Source organism: Mesocryomonas fontinalis, from assembly GCF_055730125.2.
The window spans coordinates 17,345-33,991 of the sequence record NZ_JBUZWG020000006.1 but is presented as its reverse complement, the minus strand read 5'-3'; the positions used below and the strand labels follow the sequence as shown (position 1 = coordinate 33,991).

The 16,647-nt window shown below is 67.5% G+C and carries 16 protein-coding genes and 2 pseudogenes; 9 read left to right on the top strand and 9 right to left on the bottom strand.

Translation table 11 applies throughout. The annotated features are described in order from the left end of the window. Positions 1-110 precede the first annotated feature (110 nt). Positions 111-557, top strand: a complete 447-nt coding sequence (locus ACZL02_RS15390; protein ID WP_472939146.1) for a thermonuclease family protein — start codon at positions 111-113, stop codon at positions 555-557. Between the two features lie 14 nt (positions 558-571). Here the strand turns inward: ACZL02_RS15390 and tolA are convergent, their stop codons facing one another. Continuing rightward, on the bottom strand, positions 572-1,150 hold the full coding sequence (tolA, locus tag ACZL02_RS15385) for a cell envelope integrity protein TolA (protein ID WP_472939145.1): 579 nt from the start codon (positions 1,148-1,150) through the stop codon (positions 572-574). Between the two features lie 176 nt (positions 1,151-1,326). Here tolA and ACZL02_RS15380 point away from each other — a divergent pair, with 176 nt between their 5' ends. Further along, entirely contained in the window at positions 1,327-2,625 is a 1,299-nt protein-coding gene (locus ACZL02_RS15380; protein WP_472939144.1) for a class I SAM-dependent methyltransferase, read from the top strand. A gap of 25 nt (positions 2,626-2,650) precedes the next feature. On the opposite strand, the gene ACZL02_RS15375 is transcribed toward ACZL02_RS15380, so the two are convergent. Together ACZL02_RS15375 and ACZL02_RS15370 are read right to left on the bottom strand one after the other, a co-directional pair. Continuing rightward, a complete protein-coding gene (locus ACZL02_RS15375) occupies positions 2,651-3,040 on the bottom strand; it encodes a type II toxin-antitoxin system VapC family toxin (RefSeq protein WP_472939143.1) in 390 nt (129 codons plus the stop codon). Further along, complete coding sequence (locus ACZL02_RS15370; protein ID WP_472939142.1) at positions 3,037-3,321, bottom strand: type II toxin-antitoxin system Phd/YefM family antitoxin; 285 nt, start codon at positions 3,319-3,321, stop codon at positions 3,037-3,039. The genes ACZL02_RS15375 and ACZL02_RS15370 overlap by 4 nt, the downstream gene beginning before the upstream one ends. Before the next feature lie 510 nt (positions 3,322-3,831). Between ACZL02_RS15370 and ACZL02_RS15365 the strand changes: the two are divergent. Further along, positions 3,832-4,727, top strand: a pseudogene (locus ACZL02_RS15365) (HNH endonuclease). 259 nt (positions 4,728-4,986) lie between these two features. Here the strand turns inward: ACZL02_RS15365 and ACZL02_RS15360 are convergent. The 5 genes and pseudogenes from ACZL02_RS15360 to ACZL02_RS15340 all read right to left on the bottom strand — a co-directional run bounded on the left by ACZL02_RS15360 (position 4,987) and on the right by ACZL02_RS15340 (position 9,894). Further along, positions 4,987-5,427: pseudogene (locus tag ACZL02_RS15360) on the bottom strand (GFA family protein). Between the two features lie 5 nt (positions 5,428-5,432). Further along, positions 5,433-7,382, bottom strand: a complete 1,950-nt coding sequence (gene acs, locus ACZL02_RS15355; RefSeq protein ID WP_472939141.1) for an acetate--CoA ligase — start codon at positions 7,380-7,382, stop codon at positions 5,433-5,435. A 352-nt stretch (positions 7,383-7,734) separates the two neighbouring features. Next, complete coding sequence (locus tag ACZL02_RS15350; RefSeq protein ID WP_472939140.1) at positions 7,735-8,367, bottom strand: TPM domain-containing protein; 633 nt, start codon at positions 8,365-8,367, stop codon at positions 7,735-7,737. Continuing rightward, entirely contained in the window at positions 8,361-9,296 is a 936-nt protein-coding gene (locus tag ACZL02_RS15345; protein ID WP_472939139.1) for a TPM domain-containing protein, read from the bottom strand. Before ACZL02_RS15345 ends, ACZL02_RS15350 begins: the two co-directional genes overlap by 7 nt. A gap of 1 nt (position 9,297) precedes the next feature. Then, positions 9,298-9,894 (bottom strand): LemA family protein, encoded by a 597-nt coding sequence (locus ACZL02_RS15340; RefSeq protein WP_472939138.1) that lies wholly within the window; start codon positions 9,892-9,894, stop codon positions 9,298-9,300. A gap of 130 nt (positions 9,895-10,024) precedes the next feature. On the opposite strand from ACZL02_RS15340, the gene ACZL02_RS15335 reads away from it, so the two are divergent. The 6 genes from ACZL02_RS15335 (at position 10,025) to zapE (ending at position 15,152) form a co-directional block, all read left to right on the top strand. Further along, positions 10,025-10,291 (top strand): hypothetical protein, encoded by a 267-nt coding sequence (locus ACZL02_RS15335; RefSeq protein ID WP_472939137.1) that lies wholly within the window; start codon positions 10,025-10,027, stop codon positions 10,289-10,291. A gap of 5 nt (positions 10,292-10,296) precedes the next feature. Next, positions 10,297-11,187, top strand: a complete 891-nt coding sequence (gene pdxY / locus ACZL02_RS15330) for a pyridoxal kinase PdxY (RefSeq protein WP_472939136.1) — start codon at positions 10,297-10,299, stop codon at positions 11,185-11,187. Continuing rightward, a complete protein-coding gene (locus ACZL02_RS15325; protein WP_472939135.1) occupies positions 11,187-12,029 on the top strand; it encodes a DUF429 domain-containing protein in 843 nt (280 codons plus the stop codon). Before pdxY ends, ACZL02_RS15325 begins: the two co-directional genes overlap by 1 nt. 195 nt (positions 12,030-12,224) lie before the next feature. Beyond that, on the top strand, positions 12,225-12,881 hold the full coding sequence (locus tag ACZL02_RS15320) for a carbonic anhydrase (protein WP_472939134.1): 657 nt from the start codon (positions 12,225-12,227) through the stop codon (positions 12,879-12,881). A gap of 324 nt (positions 12,882-13,205) precedes the next feature. Beyond that, the gene (locus tag ACZL02_RS15315) at positions 13,206-13,748 is read left to right on the top strand and encodes a protease inhibitor Inh/omp19 family protein (protein WP_472939133.1); all 543 of its coding nucleotides are present in this window, start codon (positions 13,206-13,208) and stop codon (positions 13,746-13,748) included. A 222-nt stretch (positions 13,749-13,970) separates the two neighbouring features. Beyond that, positions 13,971-15,152 carry a cell division protein ZapE gene (zapE, locus tag ACZL02_RS15310; protein WP_472939132.1) on the top strand — a complete coding sequence of 394 codons (1,182 nt, stop codon included), beginning with the start codon at positions 13,971-13,973 and terminating at the stop codon, positions 15,150-15,152. On the opposite strand, the gene ACZL02_RS15305 is transcribed toward zapE, so the two are convergent. After that, positions 15,104-16,258, bottom strand: coding sequence for a diguanylate cyclase (locus ACZL02_RS15305; protein ID WP_472939131.1), 1,155 nt, complete (start codon positions 16,256-16,258; stop codon positions 15,104-15,106). The genes zapE and ACZL02_RS15305 overlap by 49 nt on opposite strands. Positions 16,259-16,647: the final 389 nt, after the last annotated feature.

The window sequence follows — 16,647 nt, the reverse complement described above, 5'->3', positions numbered from 1 at the left end:
GGCAATGGTTCGCGGACAGGCTGCGGTGTGATGCGCCTGCTATAGGGAACATTGACCTCACGGGATCGCCGTGATAGGAAAATGATCTTACGTCTACCCAGGTGCCCTTTATGTCCATGCTCCGCCTTCTTCCTGCTCTCGCGCTGCTCCTGGCCGCAGGTTCTGCCGGCCGTGCCCGCGAGAATGCGATCGGTGGCCCGATCGCAGCGGAGGTCGTCAAGGTGCGGGACGGCGACACGGTGGAGGTGACGGCCCACATCTGGCCGCAGCAGACGGTAGCCGTCGCGGTGCGGCTGCGCGGCATCGATGCGCCGGAGATGTCCGGCAAATGCGACGCGGAGAAACAGGCGGCTGAAGTCGCCAAGGCACGGCTGGCTTCGCTTCTGGCGAGGGGCGCGGTGACGATCCGCAATGTCTCCGGCGACAAGTACTTCGGCCGCGTGCTCGCCGAGATGTCGGCGGCGGGCCATGCCGACGTCGCCGCCGTCCTGCTGCGCGAGGGCCTTGTCGCGCCCTATCAGGGCAAGGCGCGGCGCGATTGGTGCACCGGCGCCTGACGGGCGCGCGGTATTCAGAAGTCCAGCGTGTCGAAGTAGAGCGTGATGTCCTTCCACGCCTCGTATTGCTCGGGCGGCAGCTTGTAGGGCGCGCATTTGACGATGGCGCGCGCAGCGCTTTCGGCAAACACGAGCCCCTTCGGCCCGGCCGGCTTGTCCATCATCATCGGCTGCCCCTCGAGATTGCCGTCGGGCAGAAGCTTGACCCTGATGCGGGCGATGCCGCCCTCGCCGGGATCGCCCTTCATCACCGGCATCGACCAGCACTTCTGGATCTGGCTATCGAGCATGCCGGGCAGCAGCTCCGGACCCGAGGGCATGCGGTTGGCCGGCATCGTCCCTTGCGAGGCGCCGCCGTCGATGGCGGTGCCGTCGGTCTGCGGCGCCAGGTCAGGCTGGGCAAGGCCGGTCTGGGCAAGGTTGGGCTGGGCAAGGTCCGGCGGCAGCGCTGCGCCGGCGGTGCCCGGGACAGGCGACACGCCGCCATCGAGGGTCACGCCGCCGTCGAGCGGCGGAACCGCGGGATCCGTGCCATGCGCGGCGGCGGGGCCGGCGATCAGCAGCGAAGCGAGGAAGAGGGTCGAGACGCGCACGAGATCGTCCTTGTCTGGCCGGCAAAGCGTCGCTTTGCGGCAAATTGTCTGAAGAGACAACCCTTCGGCATCTGGAATGTTTCACGTGAGACACGCCCCAGCGGTTTTCGGCCGGCGCGCCGTGACAGGGGCGGCGTGGACGTCGTAGCCTCGTTGGTTGAAGCAAGGAGCCGGAAATGGATGCCAGAGAGAGGCGGGTGCGGGCGTTCCGCGGGTTCATCGCGCATGCCCGGGAGAAGCTCGGGCTGACGCTCGGCTTCCGGCTCTGGGACGGCTCGACCGTGCCGGAGGATCTTGGCCCCAACAGCCTCGCCGTGGTGATCGCCGACGAGAACGCGGTGGCCGCTCTCGCCCGCCGGCCGACGCTCGACACCCTCGCCAACCTCTGGGTCGCCAAGCGCATCGACATCGCCGGCGGCACCCTGTTCGACCTTGTCCAACAGAAGCCGACGGTGAAGACGCGCGATTTCCGCAAGACGCTGGACAAGGGCGCCGCGGTGAAGCTGGCGCTGAAATTCCTGCTGCTGCCGCGTGGCGGGCCCTGGCCGCTGGAGACGGTGAAGGACGAGCGGCCGAGCGATGGCAGCCCCGCCGAGAACAAGCAGAACATCGCCTATCACTACGACGTCTCCAACGCCTTCTACGCGCTCTTCCTCGATCGCGAGATGCTCTATTCCTGCGGCTATGCCACCGACTGGGACAACGACCTCGAACAGATGCAGCAGGACAAGCTGGAGCTGATCTGCCGCAAGCTGCGCCTGAAGCCCGGCGATCGCCTGCTCGACATCGGCTGCGGCTGGGGCGCGCTCGTCTGCTACGCCGCGACGCATTACGGGGTCACCGCCACCGGCGTCTCGCTGTCGGAGGAGCAGGTGGCGCTCGCCCAGGCGAAGGTCAGGCGGCTGGGGCTGGAGGACCGGGTCTCGGTCCAGCTGCGCGACTATTCCACCGTCGAGGGCAAGTTCGACAAGGTCGTCTCGGTCGGCTTCCAGGAGCATGTCGGCCTCGACAACATGGCGACCTACTACAGGACCGTGCGCAAGGTGCTGGCGAAGGACGGGTTGTTCCTCAACCACGCCATCACCCGGCCGGCCAAGCGCAGCGACAAGGTGTTCAAGCGCAAGCGGCCGGAATTTGCATTGCTGACGAAGTACATATTTCCCGGCGGCGAACTCGACAACATCGGCAACACGGTGCGGCAGATGGAGCAGCACGGCTTCGAGATCGCCGACGTCGAGGGCCTGCGCGAGCACTACCAGCGCACCTGCCGGCATTGGCATGACCGGCTGCTCGCCCGCTACGACGACGCGGTGGCGGAGGTCGGCGAGGCGAAGACGCGGCTCTGGCTGGTCTACCTCGCCGGCTGCTCGATCGCCTTCGAGCGCGGCACCGTGTCGATCCACCAGACGCTGGCCACCCGGCGCAAGCGCGGGCCGTCGGGCCTGCCGCCGACGCGGGCGGACCTTTACCGGTGACGGGGAGGAGTTAGGCGAGGAGAGCTTAGGCCGGAATGGCGGTGGCGATGTCAGTCTGGGCGAAATCGTTGCCGATGAACAGGAGACGGGCCGACAAGGTTTTCGCCAAGGCGTAGGCGAAGCAATCGCCGAGGTTCAGCCGCGCGGGATGCTGGCCCTTGCCCCAGTATCGGTAGGCCGCGCCCACGTCATCGGCTGCTTCCCGCGTGACGGAAACGACGGTCAGCGGTAGTCCCTCGATCAGCCGGTAGACTTCGTCCAAGACCTGACGACGGCCTGCCACGACGAGGGTTTCGGCGAGCGTCGCAGCGGAGATAACGATCTCGTCCGCGCCTTCCAGAGCAGCCATGCAAGCCGCCGCGTCCGCTTCCCGCAGCACGATGGCCATCAAGGTACTGGTGTCGACCACGATCAAGCCGGTAACCCGTCGTCATCATAGAGAAAGTCCTGGCTGCGGGCGGCACTCGGCCCCGGTGAGGCCTTCGCCGCGCCGTCCCTTGCAACCGCCTCCATCAGACTGCGGCGTTCGAGCCGGCGCCGTTCACGTGCTTCGGCATCGAGAACAGGGGGAGGTGTGACCGGCACGAGCCGCACCGCCGCCTCGCCGTCGCGCGTAAGTATCACCTCGTTGCCCGCCTCGGCCTGGCGAACGAGTTCGGCCCATTTGCCCTCTGCTTCAGCCAGCGAAATGCGCATGCCAAGCCTCCTGACGGGTTCTTCAAAAACATGCGCCAGTCGCCGGTGACGGTCAATCAGCCGAAAGACGAGCTGGCATACGATCCGCATGTCTCACCGTCACCACCGCAGCCGTACAAGGTGGACAGTGCCAAAGCCGTAAACACAAAAGGCCGTTTCTCGTGAGAGAAACGGCCCCGTGAAGTCTTTCATGCCGGGGGTCGTCGGACCCTGCCCGCATATCTTAGGCGTGAGAAGGAGACTGCTCCACCGAAACACCGCGATACAAAGACCCAGCCGGCATTTGGAAATCACTCGACATTGGATCACCTCCTTTCACTGCGTTGAACACGAGAGAAAGTATGGGACCGGAATTGCGGCACGGCAAGAGGCTGCCGGTAAAAACGTCAGACTGAGGCAAGGGATTGAGCCGAAAGGCGAAATGTCACAGGGACGACGAATGGTATTGGCCCATTCCCCCTTCGTTGCCGGAAGTTGTGCTCAGCTGAGCTTTTGCGCTACCGGTCTCGCATGGCCTTAGGCGTTTTTATTCACCGCTCGGATTCGATCTACAACGACCGCCCGGCGGAACAGTATCAGTTTCCCCGTCAGTATCTTGGTCGCGTTCAAGCCTGTGTCGGCAGTTGGATCATCTATTACGAGCCGAGCAAGATCGTGGCCACTCGGGGCTATTTTGCCATCGCGAAGGTGCAGGAGGTTGTCGCCGATCCCGCAGTGCCGAGAATGTATATCGCGGTGATCGAAGCCGGCAGCTACCTGGAGTTTGCCAACCCTGTTCCTTTTCGCGACGAAGATGGCCTGCTGGAGAGCGGTGTTCTGAACGAAGGTGGAAAAATCTCCGGGCGTGCCCAGGCCGCGGTTCGGTCGATCTCGGCAAGCGACTTCGATCGGATCGTCGAACGCGGAACAGCCCTCGATATCGCACTCCTGCCACGATCGGACACCGATCTTCCCCTTCCCGGCTTTGCGGAAGAGCAGGCGTCCTTCGTGTACGAGGAACGAGACCGCATTAGCTATCTCGGATCACGGATCGTTCGGGATCGGATCTTTCGGCGGGTGGTTCTGCGGGCCTATGACGAACGCTGTGCCATGACAGGCCTGAAGCTGATCAATGGCGGGGGACGTGCGGAGGTGGAGGCCGCCCATATCTGGCCGGTCGAGAAGAGCGGTCCCGATAGCGTCAACAACGGCATCGCTCTGTGTGGCACGGCGCACTGGATGTTCGACCGGGGCTTGATCAGTCTGTCGGATGACTTGCAGATCCTCGTTTCGCGTCAGGTCAACGACCCCGACGGCGTGCGCTCGATGCTCAACAGAAGCGGGAGATGCTCATGCCACTACGGCCCGCGGATCGCCCCTATCCGCATTTCCTCCAGTGGCACCGCGAGAACTGTTTCAAGCAGTAATTTTTTGATTGTGCGTTCAGGAGTAACGGCACAACGCCTCAGTTTCGTCATCCCGGGCTTGACCCGGGATCCATTCCTCTGCGCACGGCCAAATGGTCCGTGTCAGAACGGGAATGTCCACCGGACAGAGCCTGTTCAACGGCTTGGAATGGATCCCGGATCAAGTCCGGGATGACGAACCGGAGAGGTTTTCGGCTCCCTTTCGCGGGACTACCGTCTGGCAGGTTGATCCAGTCTTTCCCTTCCTCTCCGCGCTCGATCAGCCCTTCTCCGCGAACTCCGCCATCAACGCCGGATACCGCTCCGGCGGCGGGTAGCCGTCGAAGCTGTGGGCGGCTGGCGTCGCCGCCCAGGGGAGTTTCTCGGCGGTGCAGGTTTCGATGAAGGGGCGGTAGCCGGCGGCGTCGTCCAGGATGGTCGCGCGGACGAGGACGAAGGCGTCCATGCCGGCCGGGCGGGTGAACATCCAGCTGAGGCAGTGCGGGCAGAACATGTGCAGGTGCTCGCCGTGCAGGGCGCCGATCACCGGCTCGCCCGCCGTGACCGAAAAGGCCTCGGCGGGAAACATGGAACTCAGCTAAAAGGCGCTGGCGGTCATCTTCTGGCAGCCGGTGCAGTGGCAGGCCATGGTCATGAGAGGCTTGCCTTGGAGGCGACGCTGGACCTTGCCGCAGCGGCAGGCGCCTTTGGTTTCCGCCATACCGACTAGCCCTTCTTGTTCTGGCGGTTGTCGATGAGGTCGTCGACCACCGCGGGGTCGGCAAGGGTCGAGGTATCGCCGAGCGCGGAGAAATCGTCTTCGGCGATCTTGCGGAGGATGCGGCGCATGATCTTGCCGGAGCGGGTTTTGGGCAGGCCGGGGGAGAACTGGATGCGGTCGGGCGAGGCGATCGGGCCGATCTCGTTGCGCACATGCGCGACGAGCTCCTTGCGCAGCTCCTCGGAAGGTTCGATGCCCGACATCAACGTGACATAGGCGTAGATGCCCTGGCCCTTGATGTCGTGCGGATAGCCGACGACGGCGGCTTCCGAGACCTTCGGGTGGGCGACGAGGGCCGATTCGACTTCCGCCGTGCCCATGCGGTGGCCGGAGACGTTGATGACGTCGTCGACGCGGCCGGTGATCCAGAAGTAGCCGTCCGAGTCCCGCCTTGCGCCGTCGCCGGTGAAATACTTGCCGGGATAGGTCGAGAAATAGGTCTGCTCGAAGCGTTCGTGGTCGCCGAAGACCGTGCGCATCTGGCCGGGCCAGCTGGTGGTCAAGCAGAGATTGCCCTCGGTCGCGCCCTCGAGCACCGCGCCCTCGTTGTCGACGAGCTCGGGGACGACGCCGAAGAACGGGCGGGTGGCCGAGCCTGGCTTCAGCGCGGTGGCGCCGGGCAGCGGGGTGATCAGGATGCCGCCGGTCTCGGTCTGCCACCAGGTGTCGACGATCGGGCAGCGCTCCTCGCCGACGACCTTGTAGTACCAGTTCCAGGCTTCCGGGTTGATCGGCTCGCCGACCGAACCGAGAACCCTGAGGCTTTTGCGCGAGGTCTTCGTCACCGGGCCGTCGCCGGCGCCCATCAGAGCGCGGATGGCGGTGGGGGCGGTGTAGAAGATGTTGACCTGGTGCTTGTCGATCACCTGCCAGAAGCGCGAGGCGTCGGGGTAGTTCGGCACGCCCTCGAACATCAGGGTCGTCGCACCGTTGGCGAGCGGGCCGTAGACGATGTAGCTGTGGCCGGTGACCCAGCCGACATCCGCGGTGCACCAGTAGACCTCGCCTTCTCTGAGGTCGAAGACGTATCTGTGGGTCATCGCGGCATAGACGAGATAGCCGCCGGAGGTGTGCAGCACGCCCTTCGGCTGGCCGGTCGAGCCGGATGTGTAGAGGATGAACAGCGGGTCCTCGGCACCCATCGGCTCGGGCGAGCAGTCGGGCCCGACGGTGTCGCGGATCTCGTCCCACCAGATGTCGCGGCCGTCCTGCATGGCGACCTCGCCGCCGGTGCGCCGGACCACCAGCACGGTCTCGACCTTCTGCCCCGCCTTCTCGGCGATCGCGACGGCGCGGTCGGCGTTCTTCTTCAGCGGCACGGTCTTGCCGCCGCGCTTGCCCTCGTCGGCGGTGATCAGCACCGAGGAGCCGGCGCCGGCAAGGCGGCCGCCGAGCGCATCGGGCGAGAAGCCGCCGAAGACGACGGAATGGATCGCGCCGATCCGGGCGCAGGCGAGCATGGCGAAGGCGGCCTCGGGGATCATCGGCATGTAGAGGGTGACGCGGTCGCCCTTCACGACGCCGCGGGCCTTGAGGACGTTCGCCATGCGGCAAACTTCGGCATGCGCCTCCCGGTAGGTGATGGCGCGCGAGTCCGCGGGGTCGTCGCCCTCGAAGAGGATCGCGGTCTGGTCGGCACGATCAGCGAGATGGCGGTCGAGGCAGTTGGCGGAGACGTTGAGCGTGCCGTCCTCGAACCATTTGATCGAGACGTTTCCGGGCTCGAACGAGGTGTTCTTCACCTTGGTGAAGGGGGTGATCCAGTCGATCGCCCGCGCCTTCTCGCCCCAGAAGCCGTCGGGGTCGCTGATGCTCTGGGCGTACCAGGCCTGGTAGTCGGCATCCGACAGGAGGGCGCCTTGTTTCCACTCGTCCTTGACCGCGATCGTCGTCATGATGGCCTCCCCGCCTGTTCCCGGCCGTCGGCGGCCGTGGTGCGCCGGCGTGACGGGCCGGTGCGTTTGCGGCCAACTTAGGAGCAAGCCGGCGAAGGGTCCAGCCGAGGCAGGCTCATACTTTCGCCGACGGACGCGCCGGTCTGGCGCTCGGGCTTTCGCCGACGGACGCGCCTGTGGCGCTCAGGCTTTCGCCAACGGACGTGCCGGTCTGGCGCTGTGGCTTTCGCCGACGGGCGCGCCGGTGGCGCTCAAGCTTTTGCCGACGGGCGCGCCGTTGGCGCTCTTGGGGCAGGCGCGCCGTTGGCGGTGTTGGGCGATGTCCGCCACGGAAGCCGGCGAGGGAGGCTTGCTAGAGCTCGACCAGCCGGTCTGGCAGCTCGTTGGGGTTCTCCATCCCGGCGGGGAAGTGCGCGGCGAGAAGCCGGCCGGCGGCGGCGATCGCCTCGATGAAGCCGTCTGCCAGCCTGTCGGCGCGCGCGGCGTCGGTGAGGATCACGACGATCGCGTCCCATTCGGCTTGCGGCACCTTGGCGTGGATGCCGGCGTCGGCGACGACCTCGGCATGGTGCTCGGCGGCGGAGACGAAGATCAGGATGCCGGTGCGGGCTTCGGTGGCCTGCAGGTTATGCGCCATGAACTGCGCCATCGCCATCCTGTGGCTGCGCTCGGTCTTGAGGCCGGCGGGCACCAGCGCCAGGCGGAGCGCCGGAAAGACGCCGAGGGCGAGGAGGATCGCTACGGCACCGAGGGCCTGCACCGCTTCCAGCGCGAAGGCCGGGAGATGCACGCCGGCGAGGAGCGCGGCGAGGCTGGTGAGGAGGCCGGCGAACAGCGAGAGGGCGAGGGCGGCGAAGGCCGAGGGAAAGAAGTAGCCGTCGCTCTCTTGGGCGAGCACGGCGAAGATCTCGCCGGAGGTCTCGGTCTCGGCGCGGCCGATGGCGGCGGCGATGCGGGCGTGTTCCGCCGGGGTGAAGCCTACCATGAACCGGACGAGCCCCCGCCGCCGAAGGAACCACCGCCGCCGGAAAAGCCGCCACCCGACGATCCGCCGCCGAAACCACCGCCACCGCCGAAGCCACCGCCCCCGATGCCGCCGCCGAGGCCGCCCCTGCCGGAGGAGCGGCTGGCGGCGGCGATCGTCCAGACCATGCCGAGCCAGCGCCAGCGGTTAGGGCCGACCTTCTGGCCGAAGCGGCGGGCGAGCATGACCATCACGCCGCCGCCGAGAACGACCAGCCAGACGAGCACGAAGATGCCCATGAACAGGGCGGTCTCGGTCGAGCTGCCGTCCTCGGCGCCCTGCGCATTGCGTTCTGCGCGCGCCTGCAGTTCGGCGGCGTCGCCCGAAAGCACTTTCAGGATGGCGCTGGCGCCTTTCCGGATGCCACCAGGATAATCGCCGGCGCGGAAGGCGGGGAGAATGTCGTCCTGGATGATCACCTGGCTCAGTGCGTCGGTGAGCGTGCCCTCGAGGCCGTAGCCGACCTCGATGCGCACCTTGCGGTCATCCTTCGAGACCAGCAGCAGCACGCCATTGTCCTCGCCGGCCTGGCCGAGCTTCCAGGCGCGGGCGAGCTTGACGCCGAACTCCTCGATCGCCTCGCCCTGGAGGTCCGGCACGGTGGCGACGACGACCTGGTCGGAGGAGGTGCGCTCGAAGGCGGCGAGTTCCGCGTCGAGCGCGCTCCGGGTGGTGGCATCGAGGAGGCCAGCGGTATCGACGACGCGGCCGGTGAGCGGCGGCAAGGTCTGGGCGGAGGCGGGCGAGAGCATTGCCGCGACCGCGAGGGCAAGGAGAAGCAGCAGGAGCGGCAACGGCGCCAGCCGGGCGCGGACGGATGTCCAGCCGACCGCCCTGACGCTCGCTGTCGCGGGGCGGAAAGCCCCGGTGTGCGCGCCGACCGCCGTCATCTCAGTTGAACTTGACCGTCGGCGGCTGGCTGGCGGCGGGCTCTGCCGCAAACGTCTCCATCGGCTTCGACTCCGGGTAGAACCAGCTGGCGAACCAGGAACCTGGGACGGTCTTCAGCTCGGTGTTGTAGACCCGGACGGCCTCGATGTAGTCGCGCCGGGCGACCGAGATGCGGTTCTCGGTGCCTTCGAGCTGGCTCTGTAAGGCGAGAAAGTTCGCGTTGGACTTGAGGTCCGGATAGGCCTCGACGGTGACGAGGAGGCGCGACAGCGCGCCGGAGAGCTCGCCTTGGGCGGCCTGGAACTTCTGCACGGCAGCGGGGTCGGTGAGCTGGCTGGCGTCGATATTGGTCGCAGTCGCCTTGGCGCGCGCCTCGACCACCGCGGTCAGCACTTCCTTTTCCTGCGCGGCGAAGCCCTTGACGGTCTCGACGAGGTTCGGGATCAGGTCGGCGCGGCGCTGGTACTGGTTCTGCACCTGGCTCCAGGCGGCCTTGGCCTGTTCCTCATAGGTCGGGATGTTGTTGACGCCGCAGCCGGCGAGGATCGGCAAGAGGAGCGCCAGCACGGCAAGGGTCTTGGCAAGGATCTTCATCATCGGCTCCGGAGCGTGGTTTTCCCGCTGTAGCACGCGGCCGTGATGACGGACAGGTTGCAGCGCAAGAGATGCGCCCGCAGCTCTCGCGGTGCGGCTTGTCCTCGGCGGGCTTTTCGGTCACGCTCCCGGCATGAGCCAGACCCGAGACGACCCGCGCGACGCCGCCCGCCAGCGCGAGGCCGAAACCATCCTGCGGCGGGTGTCGCAAGAGACCGAGCCGCAGATCGGCGCGGGCGCCAACCGGCTCTTGACCAACGTCTCCGCCCATCTCTCGGCGGTCGACGCCGATCCCGCGGACCCGATCGAGGTGCTGGGCACCCGGATCGGGCGGACCCTCGGGCTCGTCGCCTTCGTCGCGATGGCCGCCTGGCTCGTCTTCACCTTCCTGGCAGGCTGATCACCATGAGCCAGACTTCCAACGCCCGCCAGGACCGGCCGGCCGTCATCTCGATCTCGAGCCATGTGGCGCGCGGCACCGTCGGCAACCGCGCCGTGGTGCTGGCGCTGGAACTGCTCGGCTTTCCTGTGTGGGCGGTGCCGACGGTGACGCTGCCCTGGCATCCCGGGCACGGTCCCTCGACCCGCATCGTGGCGTCGCCGGAGGATTTCGCTGGGATGGTCGACGATCTCGCCGGCTCGCCCTGGATCGCCGAGGTCGGTGCCGTCATCACCGGCTATTTCGGCGATCCCCAGCAGATCGAGCCGGTGGCACGGCTGATCGAGGCGGTGAAGAAGGCCAATCCGCAGGCGACCTACCTGCTCGACCCCGTCACCGGCGATGGCGGGCGGCTTTATCAGCCGGAAGCGACGCTCGCCGGCATCCGCGACCGGCTGATGCCGCTCGCCGACATCGCGACGCCCAACCGCTTCGAGCTGGAATTCCTCACCGGCATGGAGTTCGGCAGTAATGCGCACCTCATCGAGGCGGCGAGCGCGCTCGGGCCGGCGATCGTGGTGGTCACTTCGGCCTTTCCGCTGCTGAAGGGCGGCATCGGCAACCTGATGGTCGACGGCTACCAGGCGCTGCTCGCCGAGCACCGCGAGATCGCCAACGTGCCGAACGGGCTCGGCGACCTCACCGGCGCGGTCTTTTTGGCGCGCATCCTGTCCGGCTCGACCTCGGAGAAGGCGCTGCAGACGGCGACGGCGGCGGTCTACGAGATCCTCGCCCGGACCACCAAGCGCGGCGCGGACGAGCTGACGCTGGAGACCGACGCCGAAAGCCTGAAGCACCCGATGGCGATGGTGCAGATGCGCCGGCTGGTGCTGCCGTCGAGCGACCGGCGCGCCTGATGCCGGCCGTGCCCGGCGCTTCCGGCGCCAGTCCCGCGGCGGCTGGAGGCGGGGCCCGCTGCATCGCCGGCGTCGACGCCTGCCGGGCTGGCTGGATCGCGGTCGTCGCCCGCCTGCCGGGGGATGCCGACCCGGCCGAGGCGCGCTGGCTGCAGCTGTCGGCGCGGGTGTTTCCGCGCTTCGACTTTCTCCTCGACGCCTTGCCGGTCGATGCGGTGATCGCGGTGGACATGCCGATCGGCCTGCCGGAGCGGATCGAGGGCGCGGGCCGCGCGGCGGAGAAGGCGGTGCGGCCGCTGCTGGGCGAGCGGCAGGCGAGCGTGTTCTCCATCCCCGCGCGGGCGGCGGTCGAGGCGGGCGGCGGGCCGTTCCGCTCCGAGCTGCACCGCCGCGAGGCACACCAGGCGGCCTGCACCATCGCCGCCCGGCTGTCGCACCCGCCGCGCCGGATCTCGATCCAGGGCTTTTCGCTGTTCCCGCGGATCCTCGAGATCGACCGGCGGCTCGCGGCGGAACCAAAAAGGGCCGAAACGGTGATCGAGAGCCATCCGGAACTCGCCTTCGCCCGGCTGAACGGCGGCGCGGCGCTGGCGAGCCCGAAGAAGCTGCAAGGCCGGGTGAACCCGGTGGGCATGGAGGATCGGCGGCGGCTGCTGATCGCCGCTGGCCTGCCGCGGGGCTTTCTGTACGAGCCGGCGCCGGCAGGGGCGGCGCAGGACGATTTTCTCGATGCCGCCGTGCTGTTGCTGGTCGCCGAGCGGCGCGCGCGCGGCGAGGCCGAGCCGCATCCGGATCCGCCGGAGCGCGATGCAAGGAACCTGCCGATCGCGATCTGGGTCTGATGCCGGGCAGCCGGTTGCACGCCCGGCGGCGGCGTGGTGCTTCTGAAACTGCCGCAACGGCCCGGTTCACGAAAAAGCCAAACCGGGACCGGAGAAGCAAAAGATCCGACCGGCTCATGGTGAACCTTGGAGCCTTGATGACGGTGACGCAGCCGATCCGTTGAAGGCGAAAGTGCAATGCGGTAGGAAACCCCCATGAGCCTTATTCCCGACCACCTCCTCGCCGGCCACAAGGCCTTCATGACCGGGCGCTACCAGTCCGAGGAGCAGCGCTATCGCAGCCTTGCCCGCGAGGGCCAGGTGCCGGAGACGCTGGTGATCGCCTGCTGCGATTCGCGCGCCGCGCCGGAAACGATCTTCGACGCCGCACCGGGCGAGCTCTTCGTCATCCGCAACGTCGCCAACCTCGTGCCGCCCTATGCGCCCGACGGCGACTACCACGCGACCTCCGCGGCGCTCGAGTTCGGCGTGCAGGCGCTGAAGGTGAAGCACATCGTCGTGCTCGGCCACGGCCGCTGCGGCGGCATCAAGGCGGCGCTGACGCCGGACATGACGCCGCTCTCGCCGGGCGACTTCATCGGCAAGTGGATGAGCATGGTCGAGGAGCCCGCGCGGGTGGTGATGGCCAACGGGCTGATGACCGCCGGCGAGCGCCAGACCGCGCTGGAGCGGATCTCGATCCGCTTCTCGCTGCAGAACTTGCGCAGCTTCCCCTATGTCGCGGCGGGCGAGGCCGATGGCTCGCTGACGCTGCACGGCGCCTGGTTCGACATCTCGACCGGCGAGCTCTGGGCGATGGACGACGAGACCGGCGATTTCCAGCGCCCGATGGTCGACGTGATCCCGGAATAGCACGGGAGATCCCCGGTGCCGGCTCTATCCCTCGGCCGGCGGCGAAGTGCTTAAACTTGTCGACAAAGCCACAGCGCGCCTGAATTGCGTGCCGGCGGAACGCATTTCGGCTTGCGAAGCCCGGCAAAGCTCCGCTTTAACTGAAAATAGCGGCTCCTTTCCGCCGTCAGCGGCGGGCGGGGCCAGTGCCGCATCCGTCGCGAGGGATGGCAGGTCCAAAGTGTCGGGACAGGCGGTCCGCTCGGGATCTCATTGCGGCGAATTGGGTTAGGGGCATGATGGGCCGGCCGAGGCGGCGGGTCCATGCCAGGGGAAAGCCATAAGATGACGCCGATTATCAAGACCGGAGCCGTGCTCGCCGTGCTGCTGGCAGCCTCGGGCTGCACGCGCTCGATGTCGCCGGTGAGCGACAATAGCGGCCCGTCGCCATTGCGACCTGCGCCGACCGGCCAGGTGGCCTCGAGCCAGCTGCCGCCGCCGCCGGCCCCGCCGCCGCCGGTTTCCAACACCATGCCGGCCGAGACCCCGCCGGCATCGACGCCTGGAACGCCCGCCGCGACGGCCCCGGTCCAGACCGCCTCGGCCGGACCGGTGACGCGCGAAGGCCTCGTCGGCGCCTGGAAGGTGTCGTCGGGCGGCGGCAACTGCCAGATCTTCATGGCGCTGACCAAGTGGACCGGCGGCTACCGCGCGGCTTCCCGCGGCTGCCCCGGCCAGGTCGCCGACGTCTCCGCCTGGGACGTCTCCGGCAGCCAGGTCGTCCTCAAGGACTCCAGCGGCTCGACCGTCGCCAGCCTGAACAATTCCGGCGGCACGCGCTACGACGGCTCGACCACGGGCGGCCAGTCGATCAGCCTTTACCGGTAAGCCGCCTTTACCGGTAAGCCGAAGGGTTGCGCGGGGTCTTGCGAAAAGACTCCCTTCGCTCCGCCGGCGCTTGAAATGAGTCTCGCCGGCTTGCTGCGCCGCCGAGACCTCGTCATCCCGGGTCAGGCCTGGGATGACGACATTGAGCGAGGCGGCTTCGTTTCAGGGGTTTGTCTCCCCTTCAAGCGTTTCCTCGCCCCCTTCCAGCATTCGAGTTCCATCATGACCCCAGCCTCCGCACCGACCCGCCAGCGTCCCAGTCCGGTCAGGGCGGCGCTCGACCGGATGATCGAGACCGGCGAGATCGAGGCGGACCCGGCGCAGACGGCGCTGGCGAACCGGCTCGACGGGCTGGAGAAGGCGCTGTCGGCGACGACGCTCGCCTCCAAGCAGAGCGCGCTCGGCTGGCTGTTCGGCAAGTCGAAGCCGGCGGAGGCGGTGCGCGGCGTCTACATCCACGGCGAGGTCGGCCGCGGCAAGACGATGATCATGGACATGTTCTTCCGCTCGGCCACCGTCGCGCCGAAACGGCGGGTGCATTTCCATGCCTTCATGGCCGAGGTGCACGAGCGGATCGGCGCGCACCGCGACGCGGTGAAGGCGGGCACGGCCAAGGGCGACGACCCGATGCCGCCGGTGGCCGGCGACCTCGCCAAGACCGCAAGGCTGCTCTGCTTCGACGAATTCTCGGTGACCGACGTCGCCGACGCGATGATCCTGTCGCGGCTGTTCAAGGCGATGTTCGCCGAAGGGGTGGTGCTGGTCGCCACCTCCAACGTCGCACCGGACGATCTCTACCGCGACGGCCTGAACCGGGGCCTCTTCCTGCCCTTCGTCGACGAGCTGAAGCTGCATGTCGACATCGTCCGCCTCGATGCCGCCGAGGACTACCGGCTGGCGGCGATCGGCGAGGAGAACCTCTACATCACGCCGCTCGGGCCCGAGACGGATGCGCGGATGGACGCCGCCTGGCAGGTGCTGCTCGCCGGGCAGAAGCCTGCACCGGCCTCGCTGTCGGTGAAGGGGCGGATCGTTCCGGTGCCGGCGGCGGGCAACGGGGCCGCGCGCTTCGGCTTCGACCAGCTGCTGCGGCTGCCGCTCGGCGCACAGGACTATCTCGCGATCGCCAAGCGGTTCCACACGGTGATGCTCGACCGGGTGCCGGTGATGGCGGAGGCCGAGCGCAACGAGGCCAAGCGCTTCATCACGCTGATCGACGCGCTCTACGATTCCGGCCGGCGCGTGGTGATCTCGGCCGAGGCGCCGGTCGAGGCGCTCTACACGGCTTTGCGGGGGACCGAGGCTTTCGAGTTCGCCCGCACCATTTCGCGGCTGACCGAGATGCGCTCGGCCGATTATCTGGCGGGTGCTGGCGCGGAAGCAGCCGGGACCGCCGGCGCCTGACGCAGGATGGCACCCGGCACGGCCTGCGTATCCGCCACTTCGACGCGGTTGCGGCCAAGGCTTTTCGCCCGATAAAGCGCCATGTCCGCCGCGGTGATCAGCGGCCTGCGGCCCAGCCCATCGCCGCCGACGGCAAGCCCAAAACTGGCGGTGACCGCGATCCTCTCACCGGCGAAGCCGATGGCCATCGCCGCGACTTTGGCGCGGATGCGCTCGGCGGTCATCCGGGTGGCGGCAAGGTCGGTCGCCGGCAGGAGGATGGCGAATTCCTCCCCGCCGTGCCGCGCCACGAGGTCGGTCTCACGCAACTCGTTCTGGATCAGCTGGGCGACGGCGATCAGCACGGCGTCGCCGGCATCATGGCCGAAACGGTCGTTGATCGATTTGAAATGGTCGATGTCGGCGATGATCACGCCGAGCGGTCCCTTGCGGCCGAGAATTTCATCGAGCACCAGCCGCCGGTCGAAGGCGCGGCGGTTGGCGATGCCGGTAAGGGCGTCGGTGTAGGCGAAGTCCGCAAGCGACTTCTCGCGCAGGATCAGCTCGTTCTCCCGCTGCATCATCCAGCCGAGCGCCAGCGTTGCGAACAGCGAGGTCGACCAAATCAGCGGGAAGAAGAGGGTGAGGAAGTCGGCGCCGAGACGCGGCGATAGCAGTGCCACCAGCGAATGCAGCGCGATGGCGATGCCGAGGAGAACCAGCCCGAAAAGCCCGTCGCGCCGCCGGCGCGGCAGGAGTTTTGCCCAGGCGATGCCGGCGATCATGGCGATGGCGATGCTGGCGCTGCCGAGCGGCACGCCGACGCCGCCGAGCCAGAGGCGGAAGAGAATGCCGATTATCCCGGCCAAAAGCCCCGCCATCGTCCCGGCGAAGGCGCCGGCGAGGCCGACCATGATGGCCCTGGTATCGATGATCACCCCGGGCGCGACCGGGGCGCTGGTGAGCATGGCGAGAATGGCGCCGCTGCCGAACAGCGCCCCCAGCGCAACCCACTGGACGTGCCGACCGATGTCGAGCCGCCGGATGATGCCGTAGAGCACGGCCACCAGCGCCAGTTGCCCGAGACCGTTGATCATGGTCAGCGAGACCGAATAGGCTGTGATCACTGGGCTTGTCCCTCGTGTCCGGAAGGCGCAGGTGGCGTCTCCGGAAGGCGCAGGAGGCGTCGACGGTTACCGGCCGGCCGTTGCCGGACGCGCTGCATTGCTCGCGGCGCTTCCGGATCCTCTACGCTACCGGGCCCTCTGCGCTTTCGGGTCTTGCACGCGTCCAGGCCCTGCACGCTTCAGGCAGCCTCATGGCCGATGACATTAGCGGGACGAGGTTAACACCCCGGTCACACACCCGTCCCTTGCACAAAAATACCTATCGCCCGATCGGTCATGTTGATGAATTTTTCTTTTCAGCGACGGGACGCGCGTTGGCATTGATCTCCCTCACGAAACACTCTTCCGTTTACGTAAGTGCCGGAGGTTCTAACCGTTTGAAAATGCTA